The sequence below is a fragment of the Streptomyces sp. NPDC104814 genome, from assembly GCF_055583185.1.
The window spans coordinates 1,646,098-1,664,357 of record NZ_JBVJOL010000001.1; the positions used below are offsets into that span (position 1 = coordinate 1,646,098).

The 18,260-nt window shown below is 73.9% G+C and carries 7 protein-coding genes; 6 read left to right on the forward strand and 1 reads right to left on the reverse strand.

The features are described 5' to 3' along the window. Nucleotides 1-54: 54 nt before the first annotated feature. Nucleotides 55-282, reverse strand: coding sequence for a hypothetical protein (locus ACZ64A_RS07015; RefSeq protein ID WP_469808717.1), 228 nt, complete (start codon nucleotides 280-282; stop codon nucleotides 55-57). A 279-nt stretch (nucleotides 283-561) separates the two neighbouring features. Here ACZ64A_RS07015 and ACZ64A_RS07020 point away from each other — a divergent pair, with 279 nt between their 5' ends. The 6 genes from ACZ64A_RS07020 (at nucleotide 562) to ACZ64A_RS07045 (ending at nucleotide 17,675) form a co-directional block, all read left to right on the forward strand. Next, nucleotides 562-2,103, forward strand: a complete 1,542-nt coding sequence (locus ACZ64A_RS07020) for a helix-turn-helix domain-containing protein (protein ID WP_469808718.1) — start codon at nucleotides 562-564, stop codon at nucleotides 2,101-2,103. A gap of 128 nt (nucleotides 2,104-2,231) precedes the next feature. Next, the gene (locus tag ACZ64A_RS07025; protein WP_469808719.1) at nucleotides 2,232-8,609 is read left to right on the forward strand and encodes an amino acid adenylation domain-containing protein; all 6,378 of its coding nucleotides are present in this window, start codon (nucleotides 2,232-2,234) and stop codon (nucleotides 8,607-8,609) included. Between the two features lie 11 nt (nucleotides 8,610-8,620). Further along, on the forward strand, nucleotides 8,621-9,409 hold the full coding sequence (locus tag ACZ64A_RS07030) for a thioesterase II family protein (protein WP_469808720.1): 789 nt from the start codon (nucleotides 8,621-8,623) through the stop codon (nucleotides 9,407-9,409). 54 nt (nucleotides 9,410-9,463) lie between these two features. Next, the gene (locus tag ACZ64A_RS07035; protein WP_469808722.1) at nucleotides 9,464-10,510 is read left to right on the forward strand and encodes a TauD/TfdA family dioxygenase; all 1,047 of its coding nucleotides are present in this window, start codon (nucleotides 9,464-9,466) and stop codon (nucleotides 10,508-10,510) included. A gap of 8 nt (nucleotides 10,511-10,518) precedes the next feature. After that, nucleotides 10,519-12,360, forward strand: a complete 1,842-nt coding sequence (locus tag ACZ64A_RS07040) for a non-ribosomal peptide synthetase (RefSeq protein WP_469808723.1) — start codon at nucleotides 10,519-10,521, stop codon at nucleotides 12,358-12,360. An 11-nt stretch (nucleotides 12,361-12,371) separates the two neighbouring features. Continuing rightward, complete coding sequence (locus tag ACZ64A_RS07045) at nucleotides 12,372-17,675, forward strand: condensation domain-containing protein (RefSeq protein ID WP_469809086.1); 5,304 nt, start codon at nucleotides 12,372-12,374, stop codon at nucleotides 17,673-17,675. Nucleotides 17,676-18,260: the final 585 nt, after the last annotated feature.

Below are 18,260 nucleotides of genomic sequence, written 5' to 3' on the forward strand. Positions count from 1 at the left end.
GGTGATCTCGGTGGCCGTGGGGGCCGCCGGGGTCTGACGTCGGCGGCGCCGCGGTCAGTCCCACGGGTTGGTGTCGCCGGACGCGGTCGGCGACGGGGTGACCTGCGCGGTGGTCACGCCTCCCGTGGAGGTGCCGGCGCCGGTGGTGGACGTGCTCACGCCCGTGGTGGTGGAGGTGGTGGCGGCCGGGCCGTCGGCCTGCGCGATCTGCGCGCCCAGGAGCGTGGCTCCGGCGACGGCGACGGTGACGAGAGCGGCGCGGAGGGCGGGGACGAACGTCATGATCGGTGTCCTTTCGGTAGGGCGTCCCCGGCTTCCCGGGGCGCTTCCTTCTTCGTGGGCACCACGCTAGGAACGGCCGGAATCCCGGCACCGGTCCCGCCCTTATCGCGGCGCTATCACGCCCTGAACCCGGGCGGGGACGGCCGGTGATAGCGGGCCGGCGGGCCGGCGCCCGCCGCACGATGTCGGCGGGATAGTGCCCTGCGGACGATGGAGAGCGGGAACCGGGCCCGCCGCCCCGCCCCGCCATCGACCACCGCTTTCACCCGGAGCGTCACCATGGACACCGTCGCCGCCCCTACCGCTCTCACCGCTCTCGCCGGTACCGCGACCTCCCAGCCGGCCGGCCCCCTCGGCATCGCTCACCCCACCTCCTCCGCCGTGACCTCGGCCTCCTCCACCTCGGTGGGGGCGAGCGCCCGGGAAACGACCCCGATAGGCATGCTGATCCGTTCCCACCGGCAGCGCATCGGGCTCACCCAGCGGGAGCTCGCCGACCTGTCCACCATCAGCGTCCGGGCCATCCGCGACCTGGAGCAGGGCAAGGCGAGACGGCCGCGTTCCGGCACCGTCCAGCTGGTGGCGGACGCCCTGCGGCTCGGCCCGCGCGCCCGGGCCGCCCTGGAGGAAGCGGCCCACCACGGCCGGGGCACGGGCCTGGGCCGGCAGGAGCCGACGGCACCTCCGACCGCGTTGCACGCGATGGTGGGCCGCGAGGGCGAAGCGCACATCCTGGCGGCCGAGTTGTCGGCGACAGGCATGGAACGGCTGGTCAACGTGGTGGGACTGACGGGCGTCGGCAAGACCCGGCTGGCCCTGGCGGTCGCCGAGCAGCTCCACGGCACGGGCCTGCCGGTGCTCTGGCACGCCTTCCCCGGAACCGGCGGCGCATATCTGGCGACCGAGGACGACGACCTCACCGCCCGCGTCGCGGCACTGGTCGCCGACCTGCTCGGCACCGAGGGCTCCGGCGGGGGAACGACGGAGGCCGCGGCCGTCTCCCTGACCGAACTGGTGGGCGAGGGCCCCGCGCTGCTGGTGCTGGACGGCGCCCCGGCGTCACCGCCGAGGCCCGAGCGGCTGACCGCGATCCTGCGTGCCTGCCCGGGCCTGCGGCTGCTGGTGACCTCCGATGCCCCGTGGGGGGTGCCGGGCGAGCGGATCTTCCTGCTGTCCCCGCTGGAGCTGCCCGCGGACGGCACCACCGACCCCGAGGCCCCGGCCGTCCGGCTCTTCCTGGACCAGGTGCGCCGCACCCGCCCCGACTTCGCCGCCGGTCCGGCGGACCTGCAACGGGCCACCGCGGTCTGCCGGCTCCTCGACGGGCACCCCGGGGCGCTCGTCGCGGCCGCCTCCTGGCTGGTCGTGTACGACCTGGCGACCCTGAGCGGCTGCCTGGCAGCGGACCCGGCCGCGCTGCTGGACCACCTCGACCCGGCGGGCGGCGCGGGCAACCTGCGCGCAGACCTGCGCGATCACCTGTCGCGCTTGCCGACCGGCCCCCGCATCCTGCTGGACGCCCTGTGCACCCACACGACGAGTGACCTGTGCGCGCATACGGCGGCGGACGCCCTGCACGGGCACACGGCACCGGACACCCACGCCGCTCCCGCCGCCACCCCGAGCCGGGGACACGAACTGGCCGAACTCACCGCGCTCACCGGTCTCCCCCTGGCCGAGTGCGGCCGCTTCCTGCGCGAACTGCTGCTCAGCGGCGCCGTGCGCGCCGAATACCGGGACGGCGCCTCCCGGTTCCGCGTCCTCGACCTGGTGCGCGCCACCCTGGCCCAGCCTGCCGCGGCAACTGCCGCCGCCCGCTGACCTGCTCCCGTATTGCCGGAGCAACTGCCGCTCCCTGTCGACGGACGGGGCTTGTATGGACCGCGGCCGGTACCACGGCCCGCCACTCACGAACCTCCCGCCGCCCCACGACTCCGAGGAGCACCCTCATGTCCCCGAACGCGTCGGAACAGGGCACCGCGTACGGGCCCTCCACTGTGCGCCTGCCCCTGTCGGCGGCTCAGCGCGACATCTGGATGGCGCACGGACTCGACAGCTCCGGCTGCCGCTACAACATCGGGGAGTACCGGGAACTGACCGGCCCGCTCGACACGGACCTGCTGGCCTGCTGCTGGTACCGGCTGGCCTGCGAGGCCGACGCGCTGCGCATCCGCGGCATCGGCGAAGACGAGGACGGCACCGTGTGGCAGGAGGTCCACGCGAAGCCCGTCGGCCGCAGCCTGCGCCAGGTCGACCTGAGCGACGAACCCGACCCGGTGGCGGCGGCCCGCGCCTGGATGGACGCCGAACTGGCCCGTCCCTTCGACCTGGCGCACGACTGGCTCACCCGGCACGTGCTGATCCGCGCCGGCCGTACCGAGGCGGGGGACGAGCGCTGGTTCTATTTCCACGCCTTTCACCACCTGGCGATCGACGGCATGGGCATCGCCCTGCTCGACGAGCGTCTGGTGGAGCTGTACGACCGGGCGGCCGCCGGCCGGCCGTGGGGCGAGACACCGTTCGGCTCGCTCGCCGAACTGCTCGCCGAGGACACCGCCTATCGCGAGTCGCCGGAGGCCGCCGAGGACCGGGCGCACTGGGCCGCACACCTCGCCGGCGTCGAGCCCGTGCCGAGACTGGCCGAGGGGCACACCGCGCGAACCGGGCCGGGAGCCCTGCCGTTCACCCGCCGCACCGTGCTCCTCGGAGCCGAGCGGACCGAACGGCTGAAGGAGGTGGCCCGCGCCCACCGGACCCCCTGGACGATGCTGGTCCTCGCGCTGGTCGCGGCCTACGTGCACCGGGTCGCCGGCACCGACGAACCGGTGCTGGGGCTGCCGGTGACGGGCCGGCGCACCGAACTGGCCCGCCGTACCCCCGGCATGATGTCGAACGTCATCCCGCTGCGGCTGCCGGTCTCCGCCGACGACTCCCTCACCGAACTGATCGCCACCGTGCGGGCCGTGACGAAGGAGGGCCTGAAGCACCAGCGGACCCGGTACGAGGACATCTGCCGGGACCTCGGCCTCGCCGAGACGGGCCGCCGGATCGCGTCCCCGCAGGTGAACATGATGGCCTTCGCGCCCGGCATGCGCTTCTTCGGTCTGCCGACCGTCCAGCACAATCTCGGCAACGGCCCGGTGGAGGACCTGGCGGTCGGCGTGTACGACCTCGGACCCGAGCACGGCCTGCGCATCGACTTCGACGCCTCTCCCGAGGTCAGCGACATCGCCGTGGTGGCCGGCCACCAGGACCGCTTCGTGGCGTTCGCGGAACGCCTGCTGGCCGACCCCCGGCTCGCGCTGTCCGGGACCGAGGTCCTGCGCACGGACGAACGACACCGCCTGCTGGGGGAGTGGGCCGGAACATCGGCGCCGCACCGCGAAGAGCCGGTGCTCTCCGACCGGTTCGAGGAGCAGGTGCGGTTGCGGTCGGACGCGGTGGCGGTGGTGTTCGGTGAAACGTCGCTGTCGTACGGGGAGTTGAATGCTCGGGCGAATCGTCTGGCGCGTTGTTTGCGGGGGCGGGGGTTGGGGCGGGGTGATCTGGCGGGTGTGTTGCTGGAGCGGGGGCTGGAGTTCGCGGTAGCGCTGGTGGCGGTCGCGAAGGCGGGGGCGGGGTATGTGCTGCTGGATCCGGAGTTCCCCGATGAGCGGTTGCGGGGTGTCGCCGGCGAGGCGGGGCTGCGTGTTGTGGTCACGGATTCCGTCCAGCACGCTCGTGGGATCGGCGGACCGTGGGCCGAGGTGCTGGTGGACGTCGAGCGGGCGGCGATCGCGGCGCACGACGCGCGGGATCTCGGTGTCGCGTTGTCGGGTGAGGATGCGGCGTGCGTGATGTTCACGTCGGGTTCGACGGGGCGGCCGAAGGGGATTGTGTCGTCGCAGCGGAATCTGGTGTCGACGGTGTCGGGGCAGTCGTATGCGGATTTCGGTCCGGGTGAGGTGTTCCTGCAGTGCTCGCCGGTGTCGTGGGATGCGTTCAGTCTGGAGTTCTGGGGCGCGTTGCTGCACGGTGGTTCGACAGTCCTTCAGCCGGGGCAGCGGCCGGAGCCGGCGGTGGTGGCGGAGCTGCTGGCGCGGCATCGGGTGTCGATGCTTCAGGTTTCGTCGAGTCTGTTCAACTATCTGGTGGACGAGCATCCGGAGTCGTTCGCTGAGACGCGGATCGTGTTCACCGGTGGTGAGCCGGCGTCTTCGACGCATATCGGCCGTCTGCATGAGCTGCACCCGCGGGTGACCGTGACGAACGGCTACGGTCCGGCGGAGTCGATGGGTTTCACGACCACGCACACGGTGGACCGGACGGTTCCCTTGGGTGCGAGTGTGTCGATCGGCCGTCCGCTGGTGAACAAGTTCGCCTACGTCCTGGACGAGCGTCTGCGTCCCGTCCCGCCGGGTGTCATCGGTGAGTTGTATCTGGCGGGCGAGGGTGTCGCGCACGGCTATCTTGCGCAGCCCGCGACGACCGCGGCTCGTTTCCTTCCCAACCCGTTCGGCCCTGCGGGCGGCCGCTTCTATCGCACGGGGGACCGGGCGCACTGGGACCGCGACGGCAACCTGCATTACGCGGGGCGCGCGGACGGGCAGGTGAAGATCCGTGGGTTCCGTGTCGAGCCGGGCGAGATCGAGGCCGTTCTGACCACCCACCCCGGCCTGACCCAGGCCGCGGTCCTCGCCACCGACCACCTCACGGCATACGTCGTCCTCACGGCCTCCGTGACCTCCGCCGCTCTGCGAGCTTGGCTGCGTGAGCGGTTGCCCGAGCACATGGTGCCCGCGCACTTCGCCATTCTCGATCGGCTGCCGCTCACCCCCAACGGAAAGATCGACAAGCGTGCGCTGCCCGCCGTGGAGGCGCCCCTGACCTCAGGCGGACGCGCTCCCCGGACCGAACTGGAGGAGCTGGTCCGCGACTTGACCGGCGAGGTGCTCGGCTCGGCAGCGCCGCTGTCGATCGACGACAGCTTCTTCGACCACGGCGGCCACTCCCTGCTCGCCGCCCGCCTTGCCCACCGGATCACGGCCACCTTCGGCGTCACGCTCACCCTCCGCGACGTCTTCCAGCATCCCACCCCCGCCGCCCTGGCCCGCCGGATCACGGAAGCCTCCGGCCGCCCGGCGATGCCGGCCCTCACCCGTGCCGCCGTACGCCCCGACCGGTTGCCGCTCTCCTGCGCGCAGCAGCGGCTGTGGCTGGTGGCAGGGCTCCACGGTCCGGACACGGCCTACAACGTGCCGATGACGATACGGCTGAACGGTGAGGTGGACACGGCGGCACTACGGGCCGCCGTCGGGGACCTGGTACGGCGGCACGCACCGCTGCGCACCCGGTTCGCGACCGCCGACGGGCAGCCGTACCAGGTCATCGCCCCGGCCGAGGAAGCCGCGGCCGGTGTCTTCGTCGACGTACGAGACGTCGCGCCGGACGAAGCGGAGAGCGAGCTGAGCAAGGCCGCCGGGCACGCCTTCGACCTGGCCGCCGAGCATCCCTTGCGAGTGACACTGCTGCGCGAAGGTGCCGGACAGGCCACGCTGCTGGTCTTGCTGCACCACATCGCCACCGACGGGCAGTCGCTGCGGCCCCTGTTCGCCGACCTGTCCGCCGCCTACGTGGCCCGCCTGACGGGTGAGGTACCCGAATGGGAGCCGCTGCCCGTCGACTACGCCGACTACGCGCTCTGGCAGCGCCCGGCCCTCGAAGGGCCGGTGCTCGACGAGCAGTTGGCGTACTGGCGGACCGCTCTGGAGGACCTGCCCGAGGAACTCCCCCTGGTGACGGACCGGCCACGGCCGGCGGTCGCCGGGCGGCGGGGCGACGCGATCCGGCTGGATTTCGGCCGGGACCTGCACAAGCGGGTACAGGAACTGGCCCGCGCCGAGCGGTGCACGCCGTTCATGGTGCTCCAGGCCGCACTGGCCGCGACGCTGACCCGGCTGGGCGCCGGCACGGACATCCCGCTCGGTTCACCGGTCGCGGGCCGTCCCGACGAAGCGCTCACGGACCTGGTGGGCTTCTTCGTCAACACACTGGTGCTGCGGACCGACACATCGGGTGACCCGCAGTTCCGTGAACTGCTCGCCCGGGTGCGGGCGGCGGACCTGGACGCCTTCACGCACCAGGACGCGCCCTTCGACCTCGTTCTGGAGGCCGTGAACCCGGCCCGGTCCCTGGCCCGGCACCCCCTGTTCCAGGTCTGCCTGACTCTGGAGTCCGGGCCGGCCGTGCTCCCTGATTTCCCCGGGGTGCAGGCCGCTCCCGCGCAACCACCCGCCACCGGGGCGGTCAAGTTCGACCTGGAGTTCCTGCTCGCCGCCGACGACGACACCGGTCTGTCCGGGACGGTGCTCTACAGCTCCGACCTGTACGACCGCACGACCGTCGAGCAGATGGTGGAGGTTCTGCGCCGCGTACTGGAACACGCCGTGGCCACTCCTGAGGCCGCCCTGTCCGAGCTGGAAATCCTCGACGCCGGGCAACGCCGACAGGTGCTGGCGGAGTGGGCGGGCAGCTCGGCTCCGATCGGTGAACCTGCCGTACTGCCCGACCGGTTCGAGGAGCAGGTGCGGTTGCGGTCGGACGCGGTGGCGGTGGTGTTCGGTGAACGGTCGCTGTCGTACGGGGAGTTGAATGCTCGGGCGAATCGTCTGGCGCGGTGTTTGCGGGAGCGGGGGTTGGGGCGGGGTGATCTGGCGGGTGTGTTGCTGGAGCGGGGGCTGGAGTTCGCGGTAGCGCTGGTGGCGGTCGCGAAGGCGGGGGCCGGGTATGTGCTGCTGGATCCGGAGTTCCCCGATGAGCGGTTGCGGGGCGTCGCCGAGGAGGCGGGGCTGCGTGTTCTGGTCACGGATTCCGTCCAGCACGCTCGTGGGATCGACGGGCCGTGGGCCGAGGTACTGGTCGATGTCGAGCGGGCGGCGATCGCGGCGCACGACGCGCGGGATCTCGGTGTCGCGTTGTCGGGTGAGGATGCGGCGTGCGTGATGTTCACGTCGGGTTCGACGGGGCGGCCGAAGGGGATTGTGTCGTCGCAGCGGAATCTGGTGTCGACGGTGTCGGGGCAGTCGTATGCGGATTTCGGTCCGGGTGAGGTGTTCCTGCAGTGCTCGCCGGTGTCGTGGGATGCGTTCAGTCTGGAGTTCTGGGGCGCGTTGCTGCACGGCGGTTCGACAGTCCTTCAGCCGGGGCAGCGGCCGGAGCCGGCGGTGGTGGCGGAGTTGCTGGCGCGGCATCGGGTGTCGATGCTTCAGGTGTCGTCGAGCCTTTTCAACTATCTGGTCGATGAGCATCCGGAGGCGTTCGCTGCGACGCGGATCGTGTTCACCGGTGGTGAGCCGGCGTCTTCGACGCATATCGGCCGTCTGCATGGGCTGCACCCGCGGGTGACCGTGACGAACGGCTACGGTCCGGCGGAGTCGATGGGTTTCACGACCACGCACACGGTGGACCGGACGGTTCCCCTGGGTGCGAGTGTGTCGATCGGCCGTCCGCTGGTGAACAAGTTCGCCTACGTCCTGGACGAGCGTCTGCGTCCCGTCCCGCCGGGTGTCATCGGTGAGTTGTATCTGGCGGGCGAGGGTGTCGCGCACGGCTATCTTGCGCAGCCCGCGACGACCGCGGCTCGTTTCCTTCCCAACCCGTTCGGCCCTGCGGGCGGCCGTTTCTATCGCACGGGGGACCGGGCGCACTGGGACCGCGACGGCAACCTGCATTACGCGGGGCGCGCGGACGGGCAGGTGAAGATCCGTGGGTTCCGTGTCGAGCCGGGCGAGATCGAGGCCGTTCTGACCACCCACCCCGGCCTGACCCAGGCCGCGGTCCTCGCCACCGACCACCTCACGGCATACGTCGTCCCCACGGCCTTTCCCGGTCCCGAACCGCAGGAGATCCGGCGTTGGCTGCGGGAGCGGCTGCCCGACCACATGGTCCCCGCGTTCGTGGTGCCGATGGAAAGGCTGCCCCTCACCCCCAATGGAAAGATCGACAAGCGTGCGCTGCCCGCCGTGGAGGCGCCCCTGACCTCAGGCGGACGCGCCCCGCGCACCCCGCTTGAGACCACGGTGCTCGGCCTGTTCACCGAGGTGCTGGCCGCCGCCGGGCCGTTGTCGATCGACGACAGCTTCTTCGACCACGGCGGTCACTCGCTGCTCGCCGCCCGTCTCAGCCACCGGATCGCCACCGCGCTCGGTGTCACCCTCACCCTCCGCGACATCTTCCAGCACCCGACTCCGGCCGCTCTGTCCCAGCACATCGAGACCCGGCCGGCGTCCGGCGCCGCCGCGCCCCGCCGTGTCCGACCCACCCTCCGCCGCCGATCCGACGACCAGTAACGGAGCCCACGATGACCGACCACGCCTCCTGGACGCCCGCCCCCGACGACGTCGTGTGGGACCTGCCCGGCGAGGGCCCCCAGCGCACCGCGCTGCTGGTCCTGCCGCACGCCGGTGGCAACGCCCACGCCTACGCCGGCTGGCGCGAGCACCTGCCCGCCGACGTACGGCTGCTGATCGGCCAGTACCCGGGGCGAGGCGCCCGCTTCGCCGAGGACCTGCCGCGCGACATCGCCGACCTGGCCGGACCGGTCGCCGCCTGCCTGCCCGCCGGGGCCACGGACGACCTCGTCGTGCTGGGGCACAGCATGGGATCCCTGGTCGCCTTCGAGGTGGTGCGGCTGCTCCAGGCAGCCGGTCGCACGCCGCGGGCGCTGGTGGCCTCCGCCTGCCGAGCGCCGTTCCTGGACAACCCGGCCGTCGTGCATCCCGAACGGCTGGACGACGACCAGTTGGTGGCCGCCATCAAGGAGCGCGGCGGCACCGACGACGCCATCCTCGACGACCCGGAGCTGCGGGAGATCGTCGTCCCGTCGATCCGCGCCGACTTCGCCATCGACGACGTGTACCGGTGCCCGGCGGACGAGGCCCGGGTGGACTGCCCGGTGACCGTGATCGGCGGGGACGCCGACCCGGTGGCCCCGGCCGCCTCCCTCGGCCGCTGGGCCGAGGTCACCGACCACGCGTTCGCCCAGCACACCCTGCCGGGCGGTCACTTCTACTTCCAGGACCAGCTGCCGCGGTTCTTCACCGTGCTGTCCTCCGTCCTCGGCGGCCGGGTCACGGCCCCCGCCGCCTGACCGCCCCCTTCCTCCGCACCTCATCCGTTGCCCCGACCTTCCCAAGGACTGCTCATGACCATCCACGCAGACGCCCCCGCCGCCCTCTCCACGGACCCGGTCACCCCCGTTCGCGAGCCCGGCAAGCCCGTCATCGTGCACACGCCCGCCGGCGCCGGACTCGACGAGGCGGTGGCCTGGCTGACCGCCCACCGCGAGCAGATCCGGGCCGAACTGCACCGCTCCGGCGCCGTCCTGCTGCGCGGGCTGCCCGTCCGGGACGCCGCGAGCTTCGCCGCCGCCCGTGACGCCCTGATCTCGCAGCGCGCCGGTTACAAGGAGAAGGCCACCCCGCGCACCGACTTCGGCGAGGGCGTCTTCTCCTCGACCGACCTGCCGGCCGTCCAGCCGATCCGGCTGCACAACGAGAACAGCTACACCCTCGACTTCCCCGGCGTGCTGCTGTTCGGCTGCGTCACCGCGCCCGAGGAGGGGGGCGCCACCACGGTCGGTGACATGCGTGAGGCGCTGCGGCTGCTGCCGCCCGAGCTGGTCGCACGGTTCGAGACGATGGGCTGGCTGCTGGTGCGCAACTACTCGGAACTCGCCGGGCTGCCCTGGTACAAGACCTTCGCCACCGAGGACAAGGCCGTGGCCGAGGCGTACTGCACGGAGAACACCGTCGGCTTCGAGTGGCTCGACGACGACTCCCTGGTCACCCGTCAGCGACGTTCCGCGATCATCACCCATCCGGTCACGGGGGAACGCAGCTGGTTCAACCACTTCGCGTTCTGGAACAGCCGCACCCTCGACCCGGACGTCCGCGAGGTGCTGGTCGAGACGTACGGCGAGGACGGTCTGCCGTTCAACACCTACCTCGGCGACGGCAGCCGCCTCACCGACGAGGAGGTCGACGCCATCAACGCCGTCTACGACCGGGTGACCGTCCGGGAGACCTGGCAGGAGGGCGACCTCATGCTCGTCGACAACCTGCTGTGCGCGCACGGCCGCGAGGCGTTCAAGGGTGACCGGAAGATCCTCGTCGCCATGGGCGAGCCGGTCGCGCTGGCCGACTGCGCCCCCACCGCCCAGCCGTCCACGACCGTCTTCACCGGAAAGTGACCGCCGCCATGACCGCTGTCCTCCCCGAGCGCTCCCGTACCGTCGCGGCCACCGCCGCCGCTGCCGCCCCGGCCCCCGCCGATCTGCTGGACCGCCTGGCCCAGGCGCCCGCCGGTCGTACCGCCGTGGTCGCCGCCGACCGTGAGCTGACCTTCGCCGAGCTGCGCGCCGAGGCGATGCGGATCGCGGGCCGGCTGGCCGCGCGGGGCATCGGCCCGGAGAGCGTCGTCGCCCTCGCCCTGCCGCGCGGCGCCGACCTGGTGACCGCCCTGATCGGCACCCTGACCGCGGGAGCCGCCTATCTGCCCGTCGACCCCAGGCTCCCCGCCGACCGGCGCCGCTACCTGGTGGAGGACTCCGGCGCCGACCTGGTCGTCACCGCCGACGGGCCCACCGAGACCCTGGCACCGGGCACCGCGCACCTCACCGTCGGCGAACTCACCGCGCCCGACGGCGCCGCGCAGCAGCCGTACCGGCCGGTGCCCGTGTCCGCCGGCGGCCTCGCGTACGTCATCTACACCTCCGGTTCGACCGGCCGCCCGAAGGGCGTGGAGATCGGCCGGGCCTCCGTCTCCGCGTTGCTGGCCGAGCTGGAGTCCGAGGGCATCGCGGGGCCGGGCGCCGGCCGGGTCGGCTGGAACGCCTCCCCGTCCTTCGACGCCTCCGTGCAGCAGTGGATACGGCTGTGCCGCGGCGACACCCTGGTGATGGTCGACGACGACACCCGCGCCGACCCCGCGCTGCTCGCCCGGTTCGTCGACGAGCAGGCCCTGACCGCACTCGACATCACCCCCGCGCACGCCGAGCCGCTGCTGGAACTGCTGACCGCCGACGGCGGGCCGCGCCCGCTGACCCTGCTCATCGGCGGTGAGGCCATCGGCCCCGCCCTGTGGCGGCGGATCGGCGAGCAGACCACGGCCGGCGTGCTGCGCGCGGTCAACCTGTACGGGCCCACCGAATGCACCGTGGACGCGACGGCGGGCTGGATCGACGGCGCCGACGAGCCGCACATCGGAGCGGTGCTGCCGGGCCTGCGCATGCGCGTGCTGGACGAGAAGCTGCACCCCGTGCGTCCCGGCGGCAGCGGCGAACTGTACCTCGCGGGGCCCCGCGTGGGCCGCGGCTACCGGCGCCGCCCGGGCCTGACGGCGGAACGGTACGTCGCGGAACCGGACGGCGGCGGGGCCCGCATGTACCGCACCGGCGACCTGGTGCGGCTGCTGCCGGACGGCACGCTGGTCTACCTGGGACGCGCCGACGGCCAGGTCAAGCTGCGCGGCCACCGCATCGAACTGCCCGAGATCGAGGCCGCGCTGACCGGCCACCCGCAGGTCGCCGAGGCCGTCGTCGTGCTGCGCGACGAGGTCAACGGCGCCCCCGGCCTGGTCGCCTACCACCGCCCGCAGGACCCGGCGGCCGGCCCGGCGGACGCGGCAGCCCTGCGCGGACACCTGGCGGCGATGCTGCCCGCCTACATGGTCCCGGCGGCCTTCGTGGCCGTGGAGCGCTTCCCCACTACCACCCAGGGCAAACTGGACCGGGCCGCGCTGCCCGCGCCCGCCGCGGTGGACGACCGCGCCGAGGCGGTCGTCGGCCCGGAGCTGACCCGCTCGCAGGCGCTGATCGCCGGGGTCTGGTCCACCGTGCTCGGGGCCTCCCGCATCGGGCCCGACGACAACTTCTTCAAGCTGGGCGGACACTCCCTGCTCGCCATCAAGCTGGTGTCACGGGTGCGCGCCGAACTCGGTGTCGCCCTCCCCGTGAAGGCCGTCTACGCCAACCCCCGGCTGCGCGACCTCGCCGCCCACATCGACACGCTCGTCGCCGCCGCGCCGGGCCAGGACGCGTAAGGACCATGACCGTGATCCCGCTGTCGTTCGCCCAGCGCCGGCTGTGGTTCCTGGGCCGCCTGCACGGGCCCTCCGCGGCCTACAACGCGCCCGTCGTGCTCCACCTGGACGGCGTGCCGGACACCGGGGCCCTGCGGGCCGCCCTGACCGATGTCGTCGAGCGGCACGAGGTGCTGCGGACCGTCCTGGCGGCCGGCCCCGACGGGGAGCCGTACCAGCAGGTACGGCCGGCCGCTGCCGTCGACCCGCTGGCCGTCGAGGACTGCGCGCCCTACGGACGCGACGCCGCCGTCGCCGCGTTCGTGCGGCAGCCGATCGACATCACCGCACGGCCGCCGCTGCTCGCCCGGCTGTTCCGGTCCGGCGACGGGACCACGGACACCACGGGTACGTCCGTCCTCGTTCTGCTGCTCCACCACGTCGCCACCGACGGATGGTCCCTGCGCCCGCTGCTGCGCGACCTGGCGGCGGCCTACGCCGCCCGGCGCGCGGGCCGCACGCCGGGCTGGGAGCCGTTGCCCGTCCAGTACACGGACTACACCCTGTGGCAGCACGAGCTGCTGGGCGACCCGGCCGACCCGGACAGCCTGGCCGCCGAGCAACTGGCCCACTGGCGCGTCGCGCTTGAGGGGGCGCCCGCCGTGATCGACCTGCCCGCTGACCGGCCGCGCCCCGCGGAACCGTCCGGGCGCGGGGCCACGGTCACCGGCCGGCTGGACGCCGCCGCCCACGGCGGGCTGCTCACCCTGGCCCGCAGCCGCGGGGCCACGCTGACGATGGTGACCCGGGCCGCCCTGGCCGCGGCCCTCGCGGCCGCCGGAGCCGGCGACGACGTGATGATCGGGACGCCCGTCGCGGGCCGCCCCGAGGAGGACCTGTACGACCTGGTCGGCTTCTTCGTCAACTCCCTCGCTCTGCGCACCGACCTGAGCGGGAACCCGTCCGTGGCCGAGCTGGTCGACCGGGTCCGCGACACCGACCTGGCCGCGTACGAACACCAGGAGCTTCCCTTCGACGTGCTCGTGGAGCAGCTGGCCCCGGAACGGGCCCTGGGCCACCACCCGTTCTTCCAGGTGATGCTGACGGTCGCCGCGGACGCAACCGGCCCCGGAGCGCTCCGGCTGGCCGGCGGGATCACCGGACGCGCCGCCGACACCGGCCTGGACGCCGCCAAGTTCGACCTGACCTGGTACTGCGCCGAACGCCACACCGACGACGGCCGCCCGGACGGCGTCGACGTGGCCCTGACCTACGCCGCGGACCTCTTCGACGAGGACACCGCCCGGCTTCTGCTCGGCGCCCATCTGCACGCCCTGGCCGCCTTCGCCGCCGAACCGCTGCGCACCCTCGGTGAACTGGAGCTGCTGTCCGCGGCGGAACGGCAGGAGCTGGAGCGGCGCCGCGCACGCACCGGGCGCACGGCGCAGGCCGAGTGCACCGCCCCGGCCCGGCGGACGGACGTCCTGACGCCCCGCGAGGAGATCCTGTGCGGGCTGTTCGCCGAGGTGCTGGGCCGCGACACCCTCGCCGCGGACGACAACTTCTTCCGCAACGGCGGCCATTCCCTGCTCGCGGGCAAGCTGGTCAACCGGATACGCGGCGCGCTCGGCGTCGAGGCGGGCATCCGCGATCTGTTCCTCGCACCGACCCCGGCCGCCCTGCACCGGCGGCTCGCCGAGGCGGCACACACCGCCGACGCGGGCGACCGGCCCGCACTGGGCGCCGTACTGGCGGGGGAGCGGCCCGCCTTGCTGCCGCTGTCGGCGGCACAGCGAGCCCTGTGGCTGCTCGGCCGTATCGAGGGCTCGTCGGCCACCTACAACGCGCCGCTCGTGCTGCGCCTCGACGGGGTGCCCGACCGGCGGGCGCTCGCCGCCGCCCTGGCCGACGTGCGCGCCCGGCACGAGGTGCTGCGCACGGTGTACGCGGCGGAGGGCGGCGAGCCCCACCAGCGGGTGATGCCGGCGGACCGGTGCCCGGGAGGGCTCCCGGACTGGGAGGAGTGCCCGGCCGGCGAAGTGGACGCGCGCGTGGCCGACTTCGGGCGCTCCGTCCTCGACCTGGCGGCGGACGGACCGTTGCGGGCGCGGGTGTTCCTGCCCGGTGACGGCACGGCCGTCCTGGTGCTGCTCGTGCACCACATCGCCACGGACGGCTGGTCCCTCGCCCCGCTGCTGCGGGACCTGGGCGAGGCCTACGAGGCGCGCCTCGCGGGCCGGGCACCGGCCTGGCGGGCGCTGCCCGTGCAGTACGCCGACTTCGCCCTGTGGCAGCGCGAACTGCTCGCCGGGCCCGCGCGCCGGCGGTTGCTGGCCTTCTGGGAGAAGGCCCTGGACGGCCTGCCGGAGCGGACCGGCCTCCCCTACGACCGGCCCCGGCCCGTCGAGCCGTCGGGCCGCGGAGCGGCGGTGACGGCGGCCCTGGACGCCGTGGTGCACCGGGCGCTGGCGACGCTCGCACGGGAGCGCAGAGCCAGCCTGTTCATGGTGGTCCGGACGGCGCTGGCCGCCGCGCTGCGCGCTGTCGGGGCGGGCACGGATCTCGCCGTGGGCACGCCGGTGGCGGGCCGCTCCCACGAGGACCTGCACGACCTGGTCGGCTGCTTCGTCAACTCCCTGGTCCTGCGCGCCGACCTGTCCGGCGACCCGGTGCTCGGCGAGCTGGTCGAGCGGATCCGGGACGCCGACCTGGCCGCCTTCGACCACCAGGACCTGCCGTTCGACCTGCTGGTGGAGAAACTCGCCACCCCGGGCAGGGCGCTCGGCGAACACCCGTTCTTCCAAGTGATGCTGACCGTCCAGGAGGCCGCCGCCGAGCAGGTCCGCCTCGGCGCCCTCACCGCCGGCGCCACCAGCACCGACCTCGGCGCCGCCAAGTTCGACCTGTCCTTCCACTGCGCCGTGCGGCACGCGGCGGACGGCCGGCCCGCCGGGGTGGACCTGCACCTCGGATACGCCTCGGACCTCTTCGACGGGGAAACGGCTCATCTCCTGCTGCAGGTGTTGACCCGCGCGCTGAAGGCTGTCGCCGCCGATGCCACGGCCCGGCTGTCGGACCTGCGACTGGTGACGCCCGAGGAGGAGACGGCCCTGGCCGCACGCCGCGAGCGGCTCGCGGCAGCGACCTCGGTGCGGCCCGGAGAGGACCCCGCCGCACACGTCACGAGCGCGCCCCGCGTGGAGATCCTCACCGGGTTGTTCGCGGCGGCGCTGGGCCGGGAGACGTACGCCGCCGACGCCAACTTCTTCAAGTCCGGCGGCCATTCCCTCCTCGCCAGCAAACTGGTGAACCGCGTCCGGGCGGTGCTCGGTGTCGAGGCCGGCATCCGTGACCTGTTCCTCGCGCCGACGCCGCTCGCCCTGCACCGGCGGCTGGCCGAGAGCGCGGCGGAAGCGGTGTCCCGGCCCGCCCCCGTCGCCGTGCCCGCCGATCAGCGCCCCGCGCGTCTGCCGCTGTCGTACGCACAGCGCCGGCTGTGGTTCGTCGACCAGCTCCAGGGCCCGTCCGCGACGTACAACATCGCGTTGGTACGGCGGCTGGAGCGGCCGCTGGACCCGATGACCCTGGCCGACGCCCTCGCCGACGTCGCCGAACGGCACGAGGTGCTGCGCACGGTCTACGGCGCCGAGGGCGGCGAGCCGTACCAGGAGGTGCTGCCCGGGGCGCGTCCGCACCTGGAGCTGGGCCGTCCCGCCGATGTGACGGCGGCCGTGGACGCGGCCGCGGCGCACGTCTTCGACCTGGCGCGGGACATCCCGCTGCGCGCCTGGCTGTTCCACCCGCAGGGCGACGGCCCGCAGACCCTCGTGCTCCTGCTGCACCACATCGCGGCCGACGGCTGGTCCACCGGCCCCCTGCTGGCCGATCTGTCCGCCGCGTACGAGGCGCGGGCGGCCGGACGCGCGCCGGACCGGCCGGCGCTGCCGCTCCAGTACGCCGACTACACCCTGTGGCAGCACCGGCTGCTGTCGGACGGGGGCGCCGACCGTGAACTGGGGTTCTGGCAGGACGCGCTGGCGGGGTTGCCGCCGCTGACGGACCTGCCGACGGACCAGCCCCGGCCCGCGCTGCCGTCCGGACGCGGCGCGCTCACCGCCTTCACGGTGCCGGCCGCGACACACCGGGCGCTCGTGCGGGCGGCCCGGTCCCGTGGCGCCACGCTGTTCATGGCGGTGCAGGCCGCGCTGGCGGCCTGCCTGACCCGGCTGGGCGCGGGCACCGACCTCGCGCTCGGCACGAGCGTGGCGGGGCGCGGCGACGACGCGCTGTCCGGCCTGGTCGGCTTCTTCGTGAACACGCTGGTCCTGCGGACCGACACCTCCGGCGACCCGGACTTCGGGACGCTGCTGGAGCGGGTGCGCGACGCGGACCTGGCGGCCTACGACCACCAGGAGCTGCCCTTCGACCGGCTGGTCGAACACCTCAACCCCCACCGCTCGTCCGCGCACCACCCGCTGGTGCAGGTGATGCTCCAGGTCAACTCCCTGCCGGAGGCGGGTGGTACGCCGACGGGCCCGCTGGCCGGCACCGAGCTGGGGTACGCGTCAGGGACCGCCAAGTCGGACCTCACCTTCGCGCTGACCGAGCAGCCGGACGGCTCCCTCGCGGGCGTCCTCGAATACGCCACGGATCTGTACGGACCGTCCGGCGCGGCACGGCTCACCGAACTTCTCACCGCGGCACTGGAGTTGTACGCGGCCGACCCCGGCGCCCGGGTCGGGGACCTCCCGGCCCCGGCGGACCGGCGGGGCGACCGCCCCTCGGCGAACGGCTACCGCATCGACGTGGAGCAGGTGGCGGCGGTGCTGCGCGAGCACCCGGCGGTGCGCCACGCCCGGGTGCGGGTGGCCGCCGACCGCGTCACGGCGCAGGTGACGGGCGCCGGGCTCACCGACGCGGAGCTGCAGGCGTGGGCGGCCGAGCGGCTGCCGGAGTACAGCGTGCCGGCGGTGATCACCTTCGCGTCGGACGGCCCCTCCGACGTGGCCGACGCACCCCGCGAGCCCGCGGCCGGCCCGGGGGACACCCTGCTGACCGGGGTACTGCGGCTGTTCGCGGAGGTGCTCGACGGGCGCGAGGTCGGCCCGGCCGACAACTTCTTCAAGGCGGGCGGCCACTCGCTGCTCGCGGTGCGCCTGGTCAACCGGGTCCGCACCGAACTGGGCCGCGAACTCACTCTGCGTGAGGTGTTCCGCCACCCGACCCCGGCGAAGCTCGCCGCGTACCTCGCGGCCGCAACCGCCGCGCCGCGCCCGGCACCGGCCCCGCCCCTGCGGCGCCGTACGCGCGGCGGAAGCCGGGTGAGCCGGCCGTAGCGGCCGGCGGCCCGGCCCCGCCGGACCGGGCACCACCGCGCACGGTCCAGCCCGGAGCACCCGGCCCCCGTGGTCGGCTGCTCCGGGCTTCGCCGTGCGCGGCGTGACCCGGCGCTCCGGGACGCATGCGCCGGGGCCCCGGGCACGCCACAGCGGCTGTTTCCGGGACGCGGAGCGGCCCGTGTGCCGCGACGCGGTCCGGGAGGGGCGGCCGGGGCCCGGGGACACGTCTTCCGGTCCGCGGCCCCGGCGGGGCAGGAGAGGCGTCCCAGGTGCGCAGTTATGGCCGGGGCCGGCGGACGTGCCCCGGCCCGCAGCCTCGGGGCGCCTGTGGATGCTCCTCTTGTCCGCAACCCCGGCCGGCGAGCGCTCGTGGATGCGCCGTTCGGTCCTGAGCCCCGGCCGGAGCGCCCCGTGGCTGCGCCACCCGGTCCGCAGTCACGGTCGGTTGCGGCGGCGCCCCCGGTCCGCAGCCACGGCCGGGCGCCGGTGGTCGTGCCCCCGGTCCGCAGCCACGGCAGACACCGTAAAAGTGCCCCGGTCCGCATTCGCCCCCCGCCTCCAGCCCCCCGGCGGCCGCCGCGG

Excerpts from the sequence above, each read along its gene's own strand:
- ACZ64A_RS07040 (WP_469808723.1), top strand. The coding sequence starts at position 10,519 with ATGACCGCTGTCCTCCCCGAGCGCTCCCGTACCGTCGCGGCCACCGCC.
- ACZ64A_RS07025 (WP_469808719.1), top strand. The coding sequence starts at position 2,232 with ATGTCCCCGAACGCGTCGGAACAGGGCACCGCGTACGGGCCCTCCACT.
- ACZ64A_RS07015 (WP_469808717.1), bottom strand. The coding sequence starts at position 282 with ATGACGTTCGTCCCCGCCCTCCGCGCCGCTCTCGTCACCGTCGCCGTC.
- ACZ64A_RS07020 (WP_469808718.1), top strand. The coding sequence starts at position 562 with ATGGACACCGTCGCCGCCCCTACCGCTCTCACCGCTCTCGCCGGTACC.
- ACZ64A_RS07035 (WP_469808722.1), top strand. The coding sequence starts at position 9,464 with ATGACCATCCACGCAGACGCCCCCGCCGCCCTCTCCACGGACCCGGTC.
- ACZ64A_RS07030 (WP_469808720.1), top strand. The coding sequence starts at position 8,621 with ATGACCGACCACGCCTCCTGGACGCCCGCCCCCGACGACGTCGTGTGG.